The organism is Micromonospora salmantinae (assembly GCF_022230905.1).
Taxonomy (GTDB): Bacteria; Actinomycetota; Actinomycetes; order Mycobacteriales; family Micromonosporaceae; genus Micromonospora; species Micromonospora salmantinae.
Genome location: NZ_JAKKFG010000006.1, coordinates 18,275 through 36,699 on the forward strand (window position 1 = coordinate 18,275; position 18,425 = coordinate 36,699).

Sequence of the window (18,425 nt, forward strand, 5' to 3'; positions counted from 1 at the left end):
CCCCGAACCTCCGCGATCTTGCACTTTGTGCGCGTGCATAAGCACTGTTTCCGACAGAACGGCGACAGTAAGTGCAAGATCGCGGGGTGGTGGGAGTCAGCGGCGGAGCAGGCGTTGCCAGAGGCGGCGCAATGGGTTGCGGGGGCGGGGAAGCCGGGGGGAGTGGGCGGCCAGCAGTTCGGTGGCCAGTGCCGCCGTCGCCGGATCCAACTGCGGGGCGGCGAGTGCCAGGTGAGCCAGCGAGGCGGCGATCGGGACCGGTCGGCTCCGCGCCACGGCAGCCGCGTCGGCCAGCCGCTCCGCCACCACCCGAGCCACGTCCGACCGCACCGAGGGGTCCACCCAGGCGGCGGTGACCAGGGCGAACAGCGCCGCCTCGGTGACCCAGTCCTCGACGCCCCAGATCAGATCGAGCAGCACCCGGCGCCGGGTCGAGCCCTCCCACGGCTCGTCGGTGCGGTGGTGCAGCAACCCCAGACAGGCCCACACCTGCACCCCACGAACCCAGACCGACGGGTCGTGGGCCGCCAGCAGCCGACCCACCGCGTTGGCCGGCGCCGCCGGCGGGTGCACCAGCAGACCGAGCAGGTCACCCAGGTCGAGGCCGGCCAGGCCCACCGCCGCGTCGTACGCCGCCGGTGGGTGTGCCCACGCCGGGTGGGCGATCTGCCCGATCCGTTCGACAGCCGTCGCCGAGGGCGCCGCCAGCGCGGGCGTGGGGACGGCGTCCGCGTAGTGCCACAACCGCTGAGCGGACTCCCGCCGGGGCTCGCGCGGGTCGGGCTCCGGCGCGCCGACGACCTCGATCCGCAGCCCGGGGGCGGTGGAGATCGCCGTCCCGACCGCGCTCGGCGGGGCGGCGGCGGGTAGGCGTACGGCACCGCCGAGACCAAGTCCGTCATCGGCCACCGCCTGGCGCATCGCGTCGACCAGGGGCCCACCGGCCGGGGTGAGTTGGCCGAGCCAGGGCCGACCTCGGCAGCACTGGGCCAGGTCGCCGTGCTCGTGGCTGTCGTCCGGGTGGTCCCGCACGAAGTCGGCGAGCGCGACCAGGTGGGCGAGGTCACCGTCGCGCAGGTGCCGCAGGCGGTGGGCGGTGTGCACCGCGCAATCGAACGACGGGTCGCGCGCCAGCGCCCGCTCGGTCCACTCCAACGCCTCGTCCAGCCGGCCGATCTCGGCCAGGGTGCCGGCGATGTCCGCGTAGATCGCCAGGTCGTCGGGGTCCAGCTCGACGGCCCGACCGAGAGCCGCGAGGCCGTCGCGGGTCCGGCCCGAGCTGCGGTACGCGTACCCGAGCCACACCTCGCCCATCTTCGAGGGCTGTGCGCGTACCCCTCGGGTGGCCCAGCGGACCGCCAGCTCGACCTCGCCGAGGCGCCGGGCCAGCGCGGACGCCGCGCCCAGCAGCAGGCCGTGTTCGGGGTGCACTGTGGCCGCGTTGCGGGCGAGCGTGAGGTACGGGGTCAGCGGGGCCCGGCCGATCCGCGGCACCGGGTCGGGCAGTGCGGCGCAGACCTGCATGAGGACGCGGGCGATGTGCTCCGGCTCCAGTCGTTCGGCCAGCTCGGGCGCGGTGACCCAGGGCACGCCGGCCCACTCGGTGCCGGGCGCGTACGACGTCGCCGCGGCCAGCAGCTCCAGCCCTTCGGCGGGGCGGCCGGCGGTAGCGAGGAGGTGGGCGCGGGCGACGACGGCACCGACGAAGGTGTGGTGGTTGATCGGGAAGAGGTCGAGGCCGCCGCCGCTCGACACGGCGAGCCGGGCCAGCGTCTCGTGCACCTCCGGCAGGGTGGGGGCCCGCGCCAACGCGCCGGCGAGGTGGCCGGCGGCGTGGTGCAGGTCGCCCTCGTCGAGTGCCAGCCGGGCCAGCGCCAGCTCCTCCGTCGCGGAGAGCGCGGGATCGTCCGTTCCCTCGGGCACGTCGTCCTCTCGTGGCAGTTAGACCGGGTGCAACGGGTAAAGCTTAGTTGATATTGAGATCAACTGGTGATCACCTGCGCAATCCTGCTCGTTCGATTGCTGAGATACGCTCAAAAGTGCAAGACTGAGCAAGAATCGCGCGGCAACCGCGCAGGGGGAGGGGTTTCCGTGACACGTGCAGGGGCTGGAATGGCCGCCGACATCGACGAGCAGCCGGCTGGCTACGCGCGCTTGCTCTCCGCTGCCAACGCCGCCGAGATCGCCCGGGTGGCGGCGGTCATCGCCGAACGTCGGCCACGGCACGTGGTCTTCACCGCGCGGGGCACCTCCGATCACGCGGCGCTCTACGGGGCCTACCTGACCGAGATCCGGCTCGGCCTGCCCGCCGGGCTGGCCTCGCCCAGCGTCGTCACCCTGTTCGGGGCCCGCCCCGACCTCTCCGACGCGCTGGTCGTCGGGGTCAGCCAGAGTGGCGGCTCGCCCGACCTGGCCGAGGTGCTGCGCGCGGCCCGAGCCTCCGGCGCGCTGACCCTGGCGGTGACAAACGCCCCAGACTCGCCGCTGGTCGACGTGGCCGAGCTGAGCGTCGACATCGCCGCCGGGCACGAACGGGCGGTGGCCGCCACCAAGACGTACACGGCGGAGCTGCTCGCCCTGCTGATGCTGGTGGAGGGGATCCGGGCCGGCGACGGCGTGCTTCCGAAGGACGAACGGGAGGCGCTCGACGCACTGCCCGAGCTGGCCGCCCGCACCCTGGCCGACGGCACCCCGGCCCAGCTCGCCCCGCGCTACCGGTTCGCCCGTCAGCTGGTCACCACCGGCCGGGGGTACGCCTATCCCACCGCCCGGGAGGCCGCGCTGAAGCTGATGGAGACCTCGTACCTGCCGGCGCTCGCCTTCTCCGGCGCCGACCTGCTGCACGGCCCGCTCGCGATGACCGACCCGGAGGTCCCGGTGCTCGCCGTGGTCGGCTCCGGCCCCGGCGGCCGGTCGATGGGTGAGGTGCTGCCCCGCCTCGGCGAACGCCGCGCCGACGTCGTGGTGGTCGGCTCCGCCGACGTGCCGGGCGCCACCCGGCTGGCCGTCCCCGAGGTCGACGAGCGGTACGCCCCGCTGCTGGACATCCTGCCGATGCAGCGGTTGGCGCTGGCCCTGGCGCTCACCCGAGGCGAGGACCCGGACGCGCCGCGCGGGTTGAAGAAGGTCACCGCGACGATGTGAGGCGCGGCGTGGCACCCTGGTCACCGTGTCCACGCTGCGCGACCTCGCCGAGGAGCACACCCATCTCCGTCCGGCCGACATCGACCACCTGCACCGGATCGCCGGCGACTGGCAACTGCTCTCCGATCTGTCCTTCGCCGACCTGCTGCTCTGGGTGCCGGTCGACGCCGACGGCACGTTCCTCTGCGTCGCCCAGGTGCGCCCGACCACCGCACCGACCGCCTACCAGGACGACCAGGTGGGTCGGATCGTCGGCGGGCCGGAGGTGGCCCACCTGGGGGTGGCGTACTCCCAGGGCCGGATCTGGCGCGAGGGCGACCCGGTCTGGTACGGCGACGTGCCGGCCCGGCACGAGGCGATCCCGGTTCGGCTGCGTACCGCCGAGGGGGAGGCCGGCGAGGTGATCGCCGTGGTGGGGCGGGACACCAACCTCTCCACCGCGCGTACGCCCAGCCAGCTGGAGCTCAACTACCTCACCACCGCCGACGACCTGGCGCAGATGATCGCGGACGGCACCTTCCCGCCGCCGCGGCATCCGGGCGAGACCACCTCGGCGCCCCGCGTCGGCGACGGCCTGGTCCGGCTCGACGCCGGCGGCAAGGTCACCTACGCCAGCCCGAACGCGCAGTCCGCGTACCGCCGACTGGGCTACGCCTCGCACCTGGTGGGGGAGGACCTGGCCGCGTTGCACCGCCGGTTGGCCGGTGACCCGCTGGACGGCACGGAGGCCTCGAACGGCATCCTGGCCGCGCTGCGCGGTGAGGCGCCACCCCGCCGGGAGATCGACGCACGAGGTGCCACGATGCTCACCCGGGCGCTGCCGCTGATGCCGGCGGGGGTGCCGATCGGAGCGTTGGTGCTGGTCCGGGACATCACCGAGGTCCGTCGCCGGGACCGGGCGCTGATCACCAAGGACGCCACCATCCGGGAGATCCACCACCGGGTGAAGAACAATCTTCAGACGGTGGCCGCGCTGCTGCGCTTGCAGGCCCGCCGGGTGGCGATGCCGGAGGCCCGGGTCGCGCTTGAGGAATCGGTCCGTCGGGTCGCCTCGATCGCCCTGGTGCACGAGACACTCTCGATGTCCAGCGACGAGGCGGTGGAGTTCGACGGCATCGTCGACCGGGTGGCGAGCGCGGCGACCGAGGTGGCGGCGACCGAGGTGAGCGTCGGCATGCGTCGGCGGGGCAGCTTCGGCGTCCTGCCGGCGGAGATCGCCACCTCGCTGGTGATGGTCCTCAACGAGTTGCTGCTCAACGCCGTCGAGCACGGCTTCCCGCCGGCCGACGAGGCGGAGGAGGCCCTGGTGGCCTCCGCCTCTGGCATGGTGCCGGTCGCCGCTCCCGAGGTGGACCCGTCCCTGCGGCCCGAGGTGGTGGTCTCCGCGCACCGGTTCCGCAAGATGCTGCACGTCTCGGTGACCGACAACGGGCGCGGCCTGCCCCCGGACTTCGACGCCGAACGCGGCAGCCGGCTCGGCCTCCAGATCGTCCGAGCCCTGATCACCGGGGAGTTGCGCGGCACCATCGAACTGCGCGCCGGCGCCAACGGTGGCACCGAGGCCATGCTGGTCGTCCCGCTGGCCCGCAACACCCACGACGGCCGCTCGCAGACCTGACCGCCGTGCCGCCCAGCCCCCTTCCGCGTTGTGCCGATCAGCGGTCGGGGCGGGTGGTCAGCAGGGCGACGGTCAGGCCGGGTCGCTGCCAGACCTGGGTGACGGTGAACTGCGCGCGTAGCGCGTCGCCCTTGGCGCCCGGCACGGCGGCCAGCGGCTCGGCGTGCCGGCCGGACACGACGAGCCACACCCGTGTCGTACCGGCGAGGCACGGTGCTGGCTGCTGGCACTCGGCGGCCCACAGGTCGCCGCGGCGGACCTCGTCCTCGGTGACCAGCACGTCGCGTGGTGGGTCGCTGAGGTGGTACTCGATGCCGAGATCGAGGAAGAGCCAACTGTGCCGGGGCGAGTAGACCACCGCGTCCCCCGGGCGTTGGCCGTCGGCGATCACATGGGCCGCCCCCGCATAGTCCACCGGCGCGCTGCGCGGCCAGTCGTGGGTCCGTCGCAGCGCGGCCTGGTCGGGCAGGCCGAGTAGCCCGGCCAGGACCACCACGACGAGCGCGGCCGGAGCGGCCACGGCGGCCAGCGCCGCTCCCGCCAGGAGGCACGCGAAGGGCACCACGAAGACCAGGTACCGGGGCACCCACAGCGGTACGACAGCGCCGGCGGCGAAGAGCAGCAGTACCGGCAGCAGCACCGCGCTGACCGGCAGCAGGGCGCGCCGCCCGAGCCGGGCCGCGCCCAGCGCGGCGACCCCGACCAGCAGGCCACCGACCACACTGCTCTGGGCCACACCGCCGGGCAGCGCGGTCAGGTCGTCCAGCCGGGCCAGGTGGACCCAGTTCAACTGCCGGGACTGCTGGGTCCGGGCCTTGACCAGCAGCGGGCCGGCCAGCAACGCGACCGGCACCACGGCGACCAGCCAACGCCACACCCGCCGGTCCCGCTCGGCGTCGGGCTGGGCCGCTGTGGCGATGCCGGCCGGGGTCGGGCCGCGCCACCAGGCGACGAGGACGACCAGCGCGTGGGCGGCGAGCAGTGTGAGCGCTATCAGGTGGATGAGCCCGAGAGCGGCGACGGTGGCGGCGTAACCGGCCCAGCGGGCCCAGCTCGGTCGACGCAGCGCGGTCACCAGCAGCACTGTGGCGAGCACGGCGAGCATTGTGGCCAGCGCGTACGGGCGAGCCTCCTGCCCGTAGCGGGAGGTGCCGGGAAGCACCGCGAACAGCAGCCCGGCGAAGAGGCCGCCGCGTCGATCGACGAGCCGCGCGCCGAGCACGGCGAGCAGCCCGGCTGTCACTGTCATCGCCAACACGGCCGGTACGCGCAGGGCGATCGTGGAGTCGCCGAAGATCCGCGTCCAGAGGTGCATCAGCAGGTAGTACGGCCCGGTGGCGGCGTCGATGGTGCCGGCCAGTCGGGCCAGGTCGCCGGGCGACCGGGTGGCAGCGCTCCACGTCGCCAGCTCGTCGCGCCAGAGCTGGGCGGAGCCCAGCCCGGTCACTGTCACCGCCAGGGTCAACAGCGCCGGGGGGAGCCAGACCGGCAGGCGGCGCAGGTGCTCCCACGCCGTCCCGGCCGACCTCTCGGACAATTGCCCCACGGGCCGAGCCTGCCACGGCCACCCGCTCCGTGGGCGTCAGCCGGCGCTCTCCCTGTCATGCCCGAACTGTCCTTGGTGACCAGCTGGTCGGCTGAGGTTCGGCCCGTGATGTGGGATCCAGCACGTGGACATTGGCCGGCCCCCATGGGGTGTGGCAGCATGGGCGCATGACCGCCGCAGTCGTCCGCCGCTTCGTGGCACGTCGCCACGTCGATTACGGCCGCGTGCGCAGCGCGATCTGTCCGGCCTACTGACGACGCCCGATCATTCTGTCTCGGGCGCGCTCCGCGCCGGCTGTCTGAAGACACCGTTGTCCCGCCCGCTTCGCCGGGCCGGCCGCCGCGCCCCGCGTATCCCGAGGCACAGCAGACAACGGAGGACGCCGCGATGGCGGTCAGCAGCATCCCGGCCCGTTCCGAGGACCCGACGGCTCGCCCGACCCGAGCGCCGCGCCGGCCACGGGGTGAGGGGCAGTGGGCGCTCGGCCACCGCGAGCCGCTCAACCCCAACGAGCGGATCAAGAAGGACGACGACCCGCTCAACGTCCGGGCCCGCATCGAGACCATCTACGCGCATCGTGGCTTCGCCTCGATCGATCCGCAGGACCTGCGGGGCCGGTTCCGCTGGTGGGGCCTCTACACCCAGCGCAAGGCGGGCATCGACGGCGGGCGCACCGCGGTGCTGGAGCCGCACGAGCTGGAGGACGAGTTCTTCATGCTCCGGGTCCGCATCGACGGCGGGCAGCTCAGCCTTGCCCAGCTGCGGGTGATCGCGGACATCTCCCGGGAGTTCGCACGGGACACCGCCGACATCACCGACCGGCAGAACATCCAGTACCACTGGATCCGGGTCGAGGACATGCCGGAGATCTGGCGTCGGCTGGAGTCGGTCGGTTTGCAGACCACCGAGGCGTGCGGCGACTGCCCGCGGATCGTGCTGGGCAGCCCGGTCGCCGGGGTGGCCCGCGACGAGCTGCTCGACCCGACCCCGGCGATCGACGAGATCGTCTCCCGGTACGTCGGCGACAAGCAGTTCTCCAACCTGCCCCGCAAGTTCAAGACGTCGATCTCCTGGTTGGTGGACACCCCGTACGAGTCGAACGACATCGCCTTCCTCGGTGTCGACCACCCGGAGCACGGGCCCGGCTTCGACGTCTGGGTCGGCGGGGGCCTCTCCACCAACCCGATGCTCGCCAAGCGGCTCGGCGTCTGGGTGCCGCTGGCCGAGGTGCCGGACGTGTGGGCCGGGGTGGTCGGGATCTTCCGCGACTACGGCTACCGCCGACTGCGCAACCGGGCCCGGTTGAAGTTTCTGGTGGCCGACTGGGGCGTGGAGCGCTTCCGCGAGGTCCTGGAGAAGGACTACCTCGGACGTACGCTGCTCGACGGCCCGGCGCCGGTCCTGCCGTCGAAGCCGGTCGACCACGTGGGGGTGCACGAGCAGGCCGACGGGCGGCACTACGTGGGCGCCGCTCCGGTGGTCGGGCGGGTCTCCGGCGCGCAGCTCAGCCAGTTGGCCGACGTGGTCGAGGCGCACGGCAGCGACCGGGTGCGGCTCACCCCGTACCAGAAGCTGCTGGTGCTCGACGTGCCGTCGGAGCGGACGGAGTCGCTGATCGACGCGCTGCGTGGGATCGGTCTGGAGGCCCGGCCGTCGGCCTGGCGGCGCGGCACGATGGCGTGCACCGGCATCGAGTACTGCAAGCTCGCCATCGTCGAGACGAAGGCCCGCGGCGAGGAGTTGGTGGCCCGGCTGGAGCAGCGGCTGCGCGACTTCGACGCGGACATCTCGATCCACATCAACGGCTGCCCGAACGCGTGCGCACGCACCCAGGTGGCCGACATCGGGCTCAAGGGTCAACTGGTGGTCGGCCCGGACGGCCGGCAGGTCGAGGGTTTCCAGGTGCACCTGGGCGGCGGGCTGGGCATGGCCCAGGGGCAGACCGCCGGTTTCGGCCGCAAGCTTCGCGGCCTGAAGACCACCGCCGACGAACTTCCGGATTACGTGGAACGGCTGGCCCGTCGCTACCTGGCCGGTCGGAGCGAGGGCGAGACGTTCGCCAACTGGGTGATCAGAGTCGACGAGGAGGAACTGCGGTGAGCAGCGAGAACCGAGCGGCACCTCTGTACTGCCCGTACTGCGGCGAGGAGGACCTACGGCCGCACGAGGCGGGTCACGGCGCCTGGGAGTGCCACGCCTGCACCCGGGTCTTCTCGGTGAAGTTCACCGGGTTGCTGAGTCGGGCGGTGACCTCATGAGTCTCGTCTCGGCCGCGAGCCTGCGCCTGGTGGGCCCGGGCGGCTCGACGTCGGCCGACCCGGCCCGGCGCGACCCGGACGAGCTGCGGGCCCTGGCCGAGCAGGCCGCTCGGGACCTGGAGGGCGCCCCGGCACTGGAGATCGCCCGCTGGGCGGCGCAGACCTTCGGTGAGCGGTTCTGCGTGACCAGCTCGATGGCCGACGCCGTGCTGGCGCACCTGGTCTCCCGGGTGGCCCCCGGGGTGGACGTGGTCTTCCTCGACACCGGCCTGCACTTCCCCGAGACGCTGCGGGTACGCGACGAGGTTGCCCGGACGCTGCCGGTGAACGTCAGGTCGATCCGGCCCCGGCTCACCGTCGGCCAGCAGGACGGCCAGTACGGCCCCCGGCTGTTCAACAAGTCGCCGGACGACTGCTGCCAGTTGCGCAAGGTGGAGCCGCTGGAACGGGCGCTGACCGGGTACGACGCCTGGGCTGCCGGTCTGCGCCGCGACGAGTCGCCGAGCCGGGCCAACACTCCTGTGGTGACCTTCGACGCGCGTCGGGGCAAGGTCAAGGTCAATCCGATCGCGGCCTGGTCGCAGAAGGATGTGGACTCCTACATCGCCCGTTTCAACGTGCCGGTCAACGAGCTGTTCAAGCAGGGTTACGGGTCGATCGGCTGCTGGCCGTGCACCCGCCGTACGAAGGCCGGCGAGGACGCGCGGGCCGGCCGGTGGGCCATGTTCGAGAAGACCGAGTGCGGGCTGCACGTCTGACCTCCCCGGCGGCGCCCCTGACCGGCCTCGGTACGGCTGGCGGGGCGGACCCGGTGGTGCTTGTCGCACACGGCAGCCGTGACCCACGAGCCGCCGATGCCACCCGGGCGCTGGCTCGGGCGGTGTCGGCGGCCCGGCCGGGCACACCGGTGTGGGCGAGTTGGCTGGACCACACCGAGCCGGGGCCTACCGAGGTGCTGCGCGACCTGGCCGTTGCCGGTCATCGCCGGGCGGTGCTGGTGCCGCTGCTGCTGACCGCCGCGTACCACAATCGGGTGGACATTCCGGCGGCGGTCGCCGCGGCGGCGCGGTCCGGGCCACCGCTGTCGGTACGGGTGACCGATGTGCTCGGCCCGGCGGACGACACGCCCGATCCTGGGCTGCTGGCCGGGCTGTGCCGGCGGCTGGGTGAGACGCGTCCGGGCCGCTTCGACGCGTTGGTGCTGGCCGCGGCGGGCACCCGGGACGCGCGGGCGCGGCGGTCGGTGGGCCGGGTCGCCGATGCGCTCGGCGTGGAGTTCGGGGTGCCCTGCCGGGTGGCGTACGCGTCGGCGGCTCCACCGGCGGCCGGTGTGGCGGTGTCCCGACTGCGGGCGTCCGGCGCGCGTCGGGTCGCGGTGTCCGCGTACTTCCTCGCGCCGGGGCTGTTCCACGACGCGGTGACCGAAGCGGCGCGGGCGGCGGGTGCGGTGGCGGTCGCCGCGCCGCTGACCGACGCACCGGAGTTGGTCGAGTTGGTGCTGCGTCGGGTCGACGACCGGCCGGTGCTGGCGTCTACGGGCTGACCCGTGCCGGCACCGTGATCAGGGCCCGTGCCGACACTGCGCGATCGGTGCCGGACAGCAGAACGCCCCGGTGGGCGAACCCACCGGGGCGTACAGCTGTGTGTGGGGGATCAGGCGGAGTGAGCGCGCAGCACCCGGAGACCGCCGCGCCGCTTGACGGCGCGCCGCTCCTCCTCGCTCATTCCGCCCCAGACGCCGGCGTCCTGACCAGACTCGAGTGCCCACTGAAGGCACTGGTCGGTCACGGAGCAGCGCCTGCAGACGGCCTTGGCCTGCTCGACCTGCAGCAGAGCCGGTCCAGACGTCCCGATCGGGAAGAACAGCTCCGGGTCCTCGTCGCGGCAGACACTATGGTGACGCCAGTCCATGGCGGCAACACTCCTCATTCTGGATGGGTGGCGAACAATTGCTTGTCGTGCTTTTCCTATATGCATCCGCAGTGCCGATGGTGACAGTTAGCGTCCGTCCATTCGGCAGTGCGTGAGCAGGCGTTCAGCGCCGGGGACCTGCTGGAACAGCTCAACCTGACGAGCATATCCAGGCAATGTCCCGGTAACTCAAGTCCGCTTGTGAATACTTTCACGAACAGTCGCGATGTCAAGGGTGACGCTCGGAAAAACTCCGGGCGGTGAGCAAGCCCACAACCCATTTGTCCGGGTTCCAGCGCTTTCCTGGTTACCCGCCGTGCCACAGTCGAGGATCAATATAGTACAGTCCGCGTGACATTGCTGACATTTCCGGCACCTGCCCCTCGGTGTGGCGGCGACCAAGTCGATCGGTTGTGGCCACCGTGTCGACCAAGGGCAGTACCCGAGACCTAGCAGATTACTCTCAGTGCGGCCGGAACGGAGGTGAATCTGACTTTCTCCCGCTCGCCGAGATAGTCCCCGTCCAGCTGGAACGCCTGCGGACGGCTGGAGACCAGCGTGAACTCCGCCGTGTCATGGAGTCGTAACACCTGCCGGCCGCGCGGATCCGGTTGCCGGGACAGGAATTGCGTCACTGTCCGTGTTGTGCTAGCCACCCGGAGCTGACGCAACGCCAGCACATCCAGCCCGAGATCGAACGACGCCGCCGGGTTCGGGTTGACCTCCCGGTCGCCCAGGTACGTCCACGGTGCCGTGTTCTGGATGATGACGGTGGCCAACTCGGCCTCCGCCGGCTCGCCCGGCCGCTCCAGGACGATCGCCGGGTGCCGCCGGTCCGAGGCGAAGAAGTACTGATTCATGATCGAACGCAGATAGAGCGACGGCGTGGAGACCCGCCCCTTCCGCCGGGCCTGCTCCACCCGGTGGATCACCGCGGCGTCCAGGCCGAAGCCGGCGCAGAAGGTGAAGTAGCGGTCGTCGGCGAGGCCCAGCCCCACCGTCCGGCTCCGGCCCAGCCGCAGCCCCTCCAGGATCATGCTGGTCGCCTCCGGCCACTCCCGGGGCAGACCCACCGCGCGGGCGAACACGTTTGTCGAGCCACCGGGAACGGTCGCCAGCGCGGGCAGTCGCTCGGCCATCGGCGCGTCGCCGGTGCGAGTCGGCGGTTCGGCCGTCATCAGGCCGTTCACCACCTCGTTCACAGTGCCATCGCCACCCAGGGTGACGACCAGTTCGACGCCCTCAGCGGCTGCCTCCCGGGCCAGCGCCACGGCGTGTCCACGCCGACGGGTGTAGCGCACGCTGAGATCGACTTCGCTGCGCAGCGCCCGGACGAGCACGTCCCGGCTGCGTTCGCTGGTGGTGGTGGCCTTTGGATTGACCACCAGGACGGCCCGCATGGGCGGCACTGTACCTTCCGGCAGCCCGGGTATCGTGGCGCGCGTGACCATCGACTCGGACCCGATCCCCGTCACGCTCCGCTGGGCGGTCCGGCTGCTGTGGGCGGAGGCGGCCGTCGTCGGGCTGATCGCCGTCTGGCTGGTCTGGGCCGACCTCACGGCCACCCGCACCGACCTGCTGGCGGCATTGCTGGTGACAGTGTTCGCCATCGGGGCGGCCGTCGCGCTCTGGGCCCTGGGTCGCGCGCTGCTGCGCCGCCAGGCGGGCGCACGAGCCCCCGCGATCGTGCTTCAGCTGATGCTGCTGCCGATCGGGTGGTTCATGATCCAGGCCGGCCTGGGCTGGCTGGGCGTGCCGCTGATGGCGCTCGGCCTGGGCGTGGCCTGGCTGCTGATCTGCCCTCCGACGACCCGGGCCCTCGGCTTCGAGTGACCGCCCTGGTGCGTCGAACCGGTCAGTAGCCGCCGGAGCGGCGGGTGAGCAGCGCGATAGTGGCCCGATCGTCGGCGGAGGTGGCGGACGCCGAGGTGGTCAGCGCGGTGAGCACCTTCCAGGCGAAGGACGACTCGCCGGGCAGTGTGGCACCGCGCACGGTCGGCACCGTCACCTCGACGGTCAGCGCGTCCTCGGTGACCGCGAAGCGGCACTCCAACTCGGCGTCGCGGGTGGCGATGGCGAGCAGCATGGCGCACGCCTCGTCGACAGCGATCCGTAGATCCTCGATCTCGTCGAGCGCGAACTGCAGCCGGGCAGCGAGACCGGCGGTGGCGGTGCGGAGCACGCCGAGGTAACCGCCGTCGGCAGGCACCGTGAGGTGCACCACGTCGTCGTCGGTCGCTGGCTGGCCAGTCAGTTGAGTCACGCCTCATCCCCCCGGTCGGGGACTCTACCCGGTCAGTCGTCCGTACGCGTGCCGGCGGTGGTGGCGTGCTCGGCCAACTCGCGGAGCGCGGGGCCGCTGAGTCGATAGGGAACCCACTCGCTCATCTGTTCGGCGCCGATCGAGGCGTAGAAGCCGGCGGCCGGATTCCAGTCGATCATCCACCACTCCAGCCGCTGGTAGCCGCGTCGTACGCAGATGTCGGCCAGCGCGGCGAGCAGCAGCCGACCGGCTCCGGTGCCCCGGGCGGCCGGCCGGACGTAGAGGTCCTCCAGGTGGATGCCGTGCACGCCGGCCCAGGTGGAGAAGTTGAGGAACCACAGCGCGAAGCCGACCGGCTCGTCGTGCGCGTCCACCGCGACGTGACCGAAGAGCGCTGGAGCGGACGGACGACTGCTCCAGCTCGGCGCGTCTGACGCCACGCCGCGACCTGGAGCACTCGCAAATAGCGCCGAGGTCAGTTGCTCGGTGGTGAGGTGGCACTGCTCCGCGGCACGCTCGTACTCGGCCAACTCGTGCACCATGGCGACGACGGCCGGCACGTCCTCGGGACGTGCCGGCCGGATCGTCGGGATGACCGGGGAGGTCACGCCTTCTTGGTCTCCCAGAAGATCTTCGAGATCTCGTCGATCTTCGCGAGCAGCTTGTCGGCGGTGGCCGGGTCGAGGCTGCCCTTGACGCCACCGGCGCCGGCGAGCTTGGTGGCCTCGTTGAACAGGCTGTGCAGGTTCGGGTACTTCTCGAAGTGCGGCGGCTTGAAGTAGTCCGTCCACAGCACCCAGAGGTGGTGCTTGACCAGCTCGGCGCGCTGCTCCTTGATGATGACGGCGCGGGTGCGGAACTCCGGGTCGGTGTTCGCCTGGTACTTCTCGCAGATCATTTTGACCGATTCGGCCTCGATCCGGGCCTGAGCCGGGTCGTAGACACCGCACGGCAGGTCGCAGTGAGCGCTCGCGGTGACGCGGGGCGCAAGGATGCGCGGAAGTCGCATCGGGATCCTCCATGGGAAGTTTGCGATGATCAAAGGCGACATTACTCCTGGGAATGCTCCCCGAACGGGGTGGAGGTGAAACCAGTGGCCGCCGATCACCCGGCTGAGGTGCCGCGGTTGCGCGGGCCGCTGACCGCCGTTCTGGTGACCGGCCCGTCCATGGCGCCGACCCTGCGGCACGGTGACGCGGTGCTGGTTCGTCCCGGTGGCCGCCCGATCCGCGCCGGCGACGTGGTGGTCGCGGTCTTCCGGACCCGGCCCGATCTGCTGGTGGTGAAGCGTGCGGTCCGGCCGCAGGACGGCGGCTGGTGGCTGCGTGGCGACAATGACCTGATCACCGATGACTCCCGGGCGTACGGGGTGGCCGACGTACGAGGACGGGTGGTGGCCCGCTACTGGCCGCGCCCCGGACGGGTGCCTCGTCGTCAGTTATGACCCTGCTCACATCCGAGGGGTGGTGCCGACACTATGCTCGGAAAGTGCCCGGGTGACCCCCCGCACCGCGTGCCACCGCTCGCCGCCCACCTTGCGGCGGGGCCGGCCGCCTCACATCTGCTCGACAGATCCTGGAGTCACCACCATGTCTTCGTCCACCGTGGACCCCGCTGATCCCGTCTTCCTACTGCACCGGGGCGGCAAGATGGCCGTCACCTCGACCGTGCCGCTCACCAGCCGGGAGGACCTCTCCCTGGCGTACACCCCGGGGGTGGCCCGGGTGTGTGAGGCGATCGCCGCCGACCCGGCCCTGGTGGACGACTACACCTGGGTGTCGCACACGGTCGCGGTGGTCACCGACGGCTCGGCGGTGCTCGGGCTGGGCAACATCGGTCCCCGGGCCGCGCTGCCGGTGATGGAGGGCAAGGCGGTGCTGTTCAAGCAGTTCGCCGGGGTGGACGCGGTGCCGGTGTGCCTGGACACCCAGGACGTGGACGAGATCGTCGCGGTGGTGCGGGCGCTGGCGCCCTCGTTCGGTGGGATCAACCTGGAGGACATCAGCGCGCCGCGTTGCTTCGAGATCGAGCGTCGGCTCGACGAGGCGCTGGACATCCCGGTCTTCCACGACGACCAGCACGGCACCGCCATCGTGGTGCTTGCCGCGCTGCGCAACGCCGCGATGTTGCTCGACCGCAAGCTCGGTGACCTGCGGGTGGCGGTGAGCGGCGCGGGCGCGGCCGGCGTGGCCGTGACGAAGATGCTGATCGCCGGGGGCGTCAACCCCGACCAGGTGGTGGTCTGTGACTCCAAGGGGATCATCGGCCGGCACCGCACCGAGCTGACCGGCACCAAGGCCGAGCTGGCGGCGAGCACCAACGCCGACGGCCGCCACGGCGACATCACCGAGGCGTTGCGCGACGCGGACGTGCTGGTCGGGGTCTCCGGCGGGCAGATCCCCGAGGCCGCGGTGGCCGGGATGGCACCCGGCGGGATCGTGTTCGCGCTGGCGAACCCGACCCCCGAGGTGCACCCCGAGGTGGCCGCCCGGCACGTCGCGGTGGTCGCCACCGGGCGCAGCGACTACCCCAACCAGATCAACAACGTGCTGGCGTTCCCCGGTGTGTTCCGCGGCGCGCTGGACGCCGGTGCCACCCGGATCACCGAGGCGATGAAGGTCGCCGCCGCGGACGCCATCGCGGGTGTGGTGGCCGAGTCCCTGACCGCCGACGCGATCGTTCCGTCCCCGCTCGACCCGCGCGTCGCGCCGGCCGTGGCCGAGGCGGTCGCCGAAGCTGCCCGCCGCGACGGCGTCGCCCGTCGCTAGGCGCACGCGTCGGCCGGCGGCGCGCTGCGCCGTCGGCCTGCGCGCACGGCTTCTTAACGAGCGCTCAGCTTGTTACCGTGCCGATCATGCGTGCTGCCTTTGCCTCCTGTTTCGACGACGCCGATCCGCTCGCCGCGCTCACCGTCGGCGAGCGGCCCGAGCCGACCCCTCCGGCCGACGACTGGGTGACCGTGCAGTTGCGGGCCACCTCGCTCAACCACCACGACCTCTGGTCGCTGCGTGGGGTGGGTCTCACCGAGGCCCAGCTGCCGATGATCCTCGGCTGCGACGCGGTCGGGCTGGACCCGGAGGGGCGCCCGGTGGTCGTGTACCCGGTGGTCGTCACGCCGGGTGACCCGCGCGGGGTTTCCATCCTCTCCGAGCACTTTGCCGGGACGCTCGCCGAGCGGGTGGCCGTACCCCGGTCGAATCTGATCCCGCTGCCCGACGGCATGGCGGCTACCGACGCGGCGTGCCTGCCCACGGCCTGGCTGACCGCGTGGCGGATGCTGACCACCAAGGGCCGCGTCGCGGACGCCGACAGCGTGCTGGTCCAGGGTGCGGGCGGCGGCGTGGCCACCGCGGCCGTCGCGCTCGCCGTCGCGATGGGCAAGCGGGTGTACGCGACCAGCCGCGACGCCGTCAAGCGGGACCGGATCTCGGCCCTCGGCGCCATCGCCGTGGAGCCCGGTGCCCGGCTGCCGGAGCGGGTGGACGTGGTGATCGAGACGGTCGGCGCGGCCACCTTCGACCACTCGCTGAAGTCGGCCGCGCCGATGGCCCGGATCGTGGTCTCCGGCGCGACTGCCGGGCACGAGCCGTCGGTCAACCTGCGCCGGGTCTTCGCCATGCAGCTGGAGATCCTGGGCACCTCGATGGGCACGCCCGGCGAGCTGTACGAGCTGCTGGCGTTCTGCTCGGACAACGAGGTGCGCCCGGTGGTGGACAGCGTCATCCCGTTCAGCCGGGTCGAGGACGCCTTCGCCCGACTGCACTCCGGCGACGCCTTCGGCAAGGTCGTCATCGACCACACCGCCTGACGCGCACCGCGCGCTGCATCGCCGCGCCGCGCCGCCGGGCCTGGGCCCCACGCCGCTAGATCGCGCAACATCATGGAAGTAGTGGCCTCCGCGTCGTGGGAGGCCACTACTTCCTGGTCACTGCACGATCTTGGTCACTGCACGATCTTGCGGCGGCCGAAGCGGCGAAGGCGCACGGCGCGGGCGGGCCTCAGAGGTGGTCGTCGAAGGTGGCGATGTCGCCGCGCGTCGCGTCGGTGGGGATGCGCTTCCTGGCGTCGGCGTCGCCGTAGAGCGACCAGCGCAGGAACTCAACAGACGTGTCCGAGACGACCCGCAACGTCGCGCCGTCGCTGAGCAACGCCCGCCCGTGGTCGCCCTTGGGCAGGCTCAGCATCGCCTTCGGCCAGGGCACCTTGTCGTACGCGGCCCTGCCCGCCGCGTACTCGACCACCTCGTCCAACTCGCCGTGCACGAACAGCTGCGGTGCGGCCGCACCGGCGAACGCGGTGCCCACGCCGAGCGCCGTGCCCGCGAACACCACACCCGCGTCCAGCCGCTCGTCCCGGCTCGCTGTGAACAGGCCGATGGTGGTCACCCCGCCCGCGGAGTGCCCGGCCGCGGCCACCCGCTCGCCGTCCAACCGGCCGCGCAACGCGTCGCCGGCCTTGCCGTCCAACGCCAGCACCTGGTCCAACGCGTACGACACGTCGGCGGGCTGGTTGAGCACGTCGAGGACGTTGTTGTCCGCGCCCCGCGAGGTGTGCGGGAACGTCGGCGCGGCCACCACGAAACCCGCAGCCGCCCAGCGGGTCAGCAGCGTGGCGTAGTCGTCCGGTCGCCCACCCAAGCCGTGACTGAACATCACCACCGGGAACCGGCCCTCCACCGCCGTCGCCGCCCGCTTGGCCGCGCCGCCGGACTGCCCGGCCGCCGGGTACCAGAGCGTCGTCGGCAGCGCCCGGCCGTCCCGGTTCAGCTTGAGCTGGCGTACGCCGACCGCGAAGGCGCGCTGCGGCGCCTTGCCGGCGGGGACCTGCGGTGTCGGCGTGGCGGCGGGTGGTGGTTCGACGGGCGCCTGCTGACCCTCGGTCTTCCTGGCGTCCGCCGAGCAGCCGACCAGACCGGCCATGAGCACGGCGCTGGCCAGCAGGGCGGGGGTGAGGCGACGTGGCATGAATCCGATTGTGCCTTGCCCCGCTGACGTGCCCGGTGGACTTCGACGCGGTGTGCCCGTCGACTCACCCAGCGCCGCGCGCCCGGTTTCAGGCGGCACGTTCGGCGAGCGGGCGTCGCCGTCGTGCGGTGTCGGCCAGCGGGCGCGGAGGGAAGGCGGCGTTGGGATTGGTACGCACGCCGACGGCGTACGACCCCTCGGGCGACCGACGCGCCGACACCGGACCGGTGGCCCCGCCGGCCACCGCCGTGGCCGGGGCACAACCGGCCAGCAGCGCTGTCACCGGTACGGCCATCAGCCGGCCCGCCCCATCGTTCCGCGGTAGGTGCCCGGGCAGGCGTAGCGGCCCCGCCGTCCGGCTCGGGTGCACCCGCCACCCGGTCGGGTCCCCTCCGCCGGCCGGGTCCAGCCCTGGGACGCCGCGGGCCGGGGACGGTGCCGCGTGGCCAGCTTCGCTAGGGTCACCGACATGCCTGAGAACTACACGGACCCCAGCGGCAACACCGAGGCGTTCCGCGCCTTCAACCAGACGCCGGAGACTGCGGCGTCGACGGAGGCCCCGTCCCGCCTGCCGCTCATCATCGGTGCGGCAGTGGTCGTCGTGGTGCTGGTGGCACTCGTCGCCTGGCTGGCGACCGGCTGATCGAGTGGCCTGGCTGGCGACCGGCTGACCGAGTCGCCTGGCTGGCTCCGGCACCGAACGGGCTCCACCGACTCGCGC

Annotated in this window: 20 protein-coding genes; 11 read left to right on the forward strand and 9 right to left on the reverse strand. The window is 72.3% G+C overall.

Going from position 1 to position 18,425, the window contains the following annotated elements:
* Nucleotides 1-96 precede the first annotated feature (96 nt).
* Nucleotides 97-1,923, reverse strand: a complete 1,827-nt coding sequence (locus PSH03_RS05780) for a tetratricopeptide repeat protein (protein WP_238688477.1) — start codon at nucleotides 1,921-1,923, stop codon at nucleotides 97-99.
* 189 nt (nucleotides 1,924-2,112) lie between these two features.
* Here PSH03_RS05780 and PSH03_RS05785 point away from each other — a divergent pair, with 189 nt between their 5' ends.
* A complete protein-coding gene (locus tag PSH03_RS05785; protein ID WP_210784645.1) occupies nucleotides 2,113-3,144 on the forward strand; it encodes an SIS domain-containing protein in 1,032 nt (343 codons plus the stop codon).
* 25 nt (nucleotides 3,145-3,169) lie between these two features.
* The gene (locus tag PSH03_RS05790; protein ID WP_210784607.1) at nucleotides 3,170-4,762 is read left to right on the forward strand and encodes a PAS domain-containing sensor histidine kinase; all 1,593 of its coding nucleotides are present in this window, start codon (nucleotides 3,170-3,172) and stop codon (nucleotides 4,760-4,762) included.
* A gap of 37 nt (nucleotides 4,763-4,799) precedes the next feature.
* On the opposite strand, the gene PSH03_RS05795 is transcribed toward PSH03_RS05790, so the two are convergent.
* A complete protein-coding gene (locus PSH03_RS05795) occupies nucleotides 4,800-6,308 on the reverse strand; it encodes a glycosyltransferase family 39 protein (protein WP_210784606.1) in 1,509 nt (502 codons plus the stop codon).
* Between the two features lie 387 nt (nucleotides 6,309-6,695).
* Here PSH03_RS05795 and PSH03_RS05800 point away from each other — a divergent pair, with 387 nt between their 5' ends.
* From PSH03_RS05800 to PSH03_RS05815, 4 genes are read left to right on the forward strand one after another with little or no spacing between them, the layout of a single operon-like run.
* Entirely contained in the window at nucleotides 6,696-8,408 is a 1,713-nt protein-coding gene (locus tag PSH03_RS05800; protein ID WP_210784605.1) for a nitrite/sulfite reductase, read from the forward strand.
* Nucleotides 8,405-8,566: a hypothetical protein gene (locus PSH03_RS05805; protein WP_165435836.1), complete on the forward strand. Its 162-nt coding sequence runs from the start codon at nucleotides 8,405-8,407 to the stop codon at nucleotides 8,564-8,566. Before PSH03_RS05800 ends, PSH03_RS05805 begins: the two co-directional genes overlap by 4 nt.
* On the forward strand, nucleotides 8,563-9,324 hold the full coding sequence (locus tag PSH03_RS05810) for a phosphoadenylyl-sulfate reductase (RefSeq protein ID WP_210784604.1): 762 nt from the start codon (nucleotides 8,563-8,565) through the stop codon (nucleotides 9,322-9,324). The genes PSH03_RS05805 and PSH03_RS05810 overlap by 4 nt, the downstream gene beginning before the upstream one ends.
* Nucleotides 9,325-9,341: 17 nt before the next feature.
* Nucleotides 9,342-10,109, forward strand: coding sequence for a sirohydrochlorin chelatase (locus tag PSH03_RS05815; RefSeq protein ID WP_238688494.1), 768 nt, complete (start codon nucleotides 9,342-9,344; stop codon nucleotides 10,107-10,109).
* 110 nt (nucleotides 10,110-10,219) lie between these two features.
* Here PSH03_RS05815 and PSH03_RS05820 read toward each other — a convergent pair whose 3' ends face one another.
* Together PSH03_RS05820 and PSH03_RS05825 are read right to left on the reverse strand one after the other, a co-directional pair.
* Nucleotides 10,220-10,477 carry a WhiB family transcriptional regulator gene (locus PSH03_RS05820; RefSeq protein ID WP_088950012.1) on the reverse strand — a complete coding sequence of 86 codons (258 nt, stop codon included), beginning with the start codon at nucleotides 10,475-10,477 and terminating at the stop codon, nucleotides 10,220-10,222.
* 449 nt (nucleotides 10,478-10,926) lie between these two features.
* The gene (locus tag PSH03_RS05825; RefSeq protein WP_238688478.1) at nucleotides 10,927-11,877 is read right to left on the reverse strand and encodes a diacylglycerol/lipid kinase family protein; all 951 of its coding nucleotides are present in this window, start codon (nucleotides 11,875-11,877) and stop codon (nucleotides 10,927-10,929) included.
* A gap of 43 nt (nucleotides 11,878-11,920) precedes the next feature.
* Between PSH03_RS05825 and PSH03_RS05830 the strand changes: the two genes are divergently transcribed.
* Complete coding sequence (locus tag PSH03_RS05830) at nucleotides 11,921-12,310, forward strand: hypothetical protein (RefSeq protein ID WP_124853891.1); 390 nt, start codon at nucleotides 11,921-11,923, stop codon at nucleotides 12,308-12,310.
* 22 nt (nucleotides 12,311-12,332) lie between these two features.
* Here the strand turns inward: PSH03_RS05830 and PSH03_RS05835 are convergent, their stop codons facing one another.
* The 3 genes from PSH03_RS05835 to sodN are packed head-to-tail and all read right to left on the reverse strand — an operon-like array spanning nucleotide 12,333 to nucleotide 13,749.
* Entirely contained in the window at nucleotides 12,333-12,740 is a 408-nt protein-coding gene (locus PSH03_RS05835) for an ATP-binding protein (RefSeq protein WP_210784602.1), read from the reverse strand.
* A 32-nt stretch (nucleotides 12,741-12,772) separates the two neighbouring features.
* Entirely contained in the window at nucleotides 12,773-13,348 is a 576-nt protein-coding gene (locus PSH03_RS05840; RefSeq protein ID WP_210784601.1) for a GNAT family N-acetyltransferase, read from the reverse strand.
* Nucleotides 13,345-13,749 carry a superoxide dismutase, Ni gene (gene sodN, locus PSH03_RS05845; protein ID WP_088987805.1) on the reverse strand — a complete coding sequence of 135 codons (405 nt, stop codon included), beginning with the start codon at nucleotides 13,747-13,749 and terminating at the stop codon, nucleotides 13,345-13,347. Before sodN ends, PSH03_RS05840 begins: the two co-directional genes overlap by 4 nt.
* 84 nt (nucleotides 13,750-13,833) lie before the next feature.
* Here sodN and PSH03_RS05850 point away from each other — a divergent pair, with 84 nt between their 5' ends.
* The 3 genes from PSH03_RS05850 (at nucleotide 13,834) to PSH03_RS05860 (ending at nucleotide 16,548) form a co-directional block, all read left to right on the forward strand.
* Nucleotides 13,834-14,184 (forward strand): S24/S26 family peptidase, encoded by a 351-nt coding sequence (locus PSH03_RS05850; RefSeq protein WP_238687480.1) that lies wholly within the window; start codon nucleotides 13,834-13,836, stop codon nucleotides 14,182-14,184.
* Between the two features lie 145 nt (nucleotides 14,185-14,329).
* Entirely contained in the window at nucleotides 14,330-15,508 is a 1,179-nt protein-coding gene (locus PSH03_RS05855; RefSeq protein ID WP_238688479.1) for an NAD(P)-dependent malic enzyme, read from the forward strand.
* A 77-nt stretch (nucleotides 15,509-15,585) separates the two neighbouring features.
* A complete protein-coding gene (locus PSH03_RS05860; RefSeq protein WP_238688480.1) occupies nucleotides 15,586-16,548 on the forward strand; it encodes a zinc-binding dehydrogenase in 963 nt (320 codons plus the stop codon).
* Between the two features lie 190 nt (nucleotides 16,549-16,738).
* Here PSH03_RS05860 and PSH03_RS05865 read toward each other — a convergent pair whose 3' ends face one another.
* Both PSH03_RS05865 and PSH03_RS05870 read right to left on the reverse strand, forming a co-directional pair.
* Nucleotides 16,739-17,704, reverse strand: coding sequence for an alpha/beta hydrolase family protein (locus tag PSH03_RS05865; RefSeq protein WP_210784599.1), 966 nt, complete (start codon nucleotides 17,702-17,704; stop codon nucleotides 16,739-16,741).
* Nucleotides 17,705-17,792: 88 nt separating this feature from the next.
* Nucleotides 17,793-17,999, reverse strand: a complete 207-nt coding sequence (locus PSH03_RS05870) for a hypothetical protein (protein WP_238688481.1) — start codon at nucleotides 17,997-17,999, stop codon at nucleotides 17,793-17,795.
* 174 nt (nucleotides 18,000-18,173) lie between these two features.
* On the opposite strand from PSH03_RS05870, the gene PSH03_RS05875 reads away from it, so the two are divergent.
* Nucleotides 18,174-18,347, forward strand: a complete 174-nt coding sequence (locus PSH03_RS05875; RefSeq protein ID WP_210784597.1) for a hypothetical protein — start codon at nucleotides 18,174-18,176, stop codon at nucleotides 18,345-18,347.
* Nucleotides 18,348-18,425: the final 78 nt, after the last annotated feature.

Coding starts and splice junctions, on each gene's coding strand:
- PSH03_RS05870 (WP_238688481.1), bottom strand. CDS start 17,999: ATGGCCGTACCGGTGACAGCGCTGCTGGCCGGTTGTGCCCCGGCCACG.
- sodN (WP_088987805.1), bottom strand. CDS start 13,749: ATGCGACTTCCGCGCATCCTTGCGCCCCGCGTCACCGCGAGCGCTCAC.
- PSH03_RS05785 (WP_210784645.1), top strand. CDS start 2,113: ATGGCCGCCGACATCGACGAGCAGCCGGCTGGCTACGCGCGCTTGCTC.
- PSH03_RS05875 (WP_210784597.1), top strand. CDS start 18,174: ATGCCTGAGAACTACACGGACCCCAGCGGCAACACCGAGGCGTTCCGC.
- PSH03_RS05810 (WP_210784604.1), top strand. CDS start 8,563: ATGAGTCTCGTCTCGGCCGCGAGCCTGCGCCTGGTGGGCCCGGGCGGC.
- PSH03_RS05865 (WP_210784599.1), bottom strand. CDS start 17,704: ATGCCACGTCGCCTCACCCCCGCCCTGCTGGCCAGCGCCGTGCTCATG.
- PSH03_RS05855 (WP_238688479.1), top strand. CDS start 14,330: ATGTCTTCGTCCACCGTGGACCCCGCTGATCCCGTCTTCCTACTGCAC.
- PSH03_RS05825 (WP_238688478.1), bottom strand. CDS start 11,877: ATGCGGGCCGTCCTGGTGGTCAATCCAAAGGCCACCACCACCAGCGAA.
- PSH03_RS05820 (WP_088950012.1), bottom strand. CDS start 10,477: ATGGACTGGCGTCACCATAGTGTCTGCCGCGACGAGGACCCGGAGCTG.
- PSH03_RS05800 (WP_210784605.1), top strand. CDS start 6,696: ATGGCGGTCAGCAGCATCCCGGCCCGTTCCGAGGACCCGACGGCTCGC.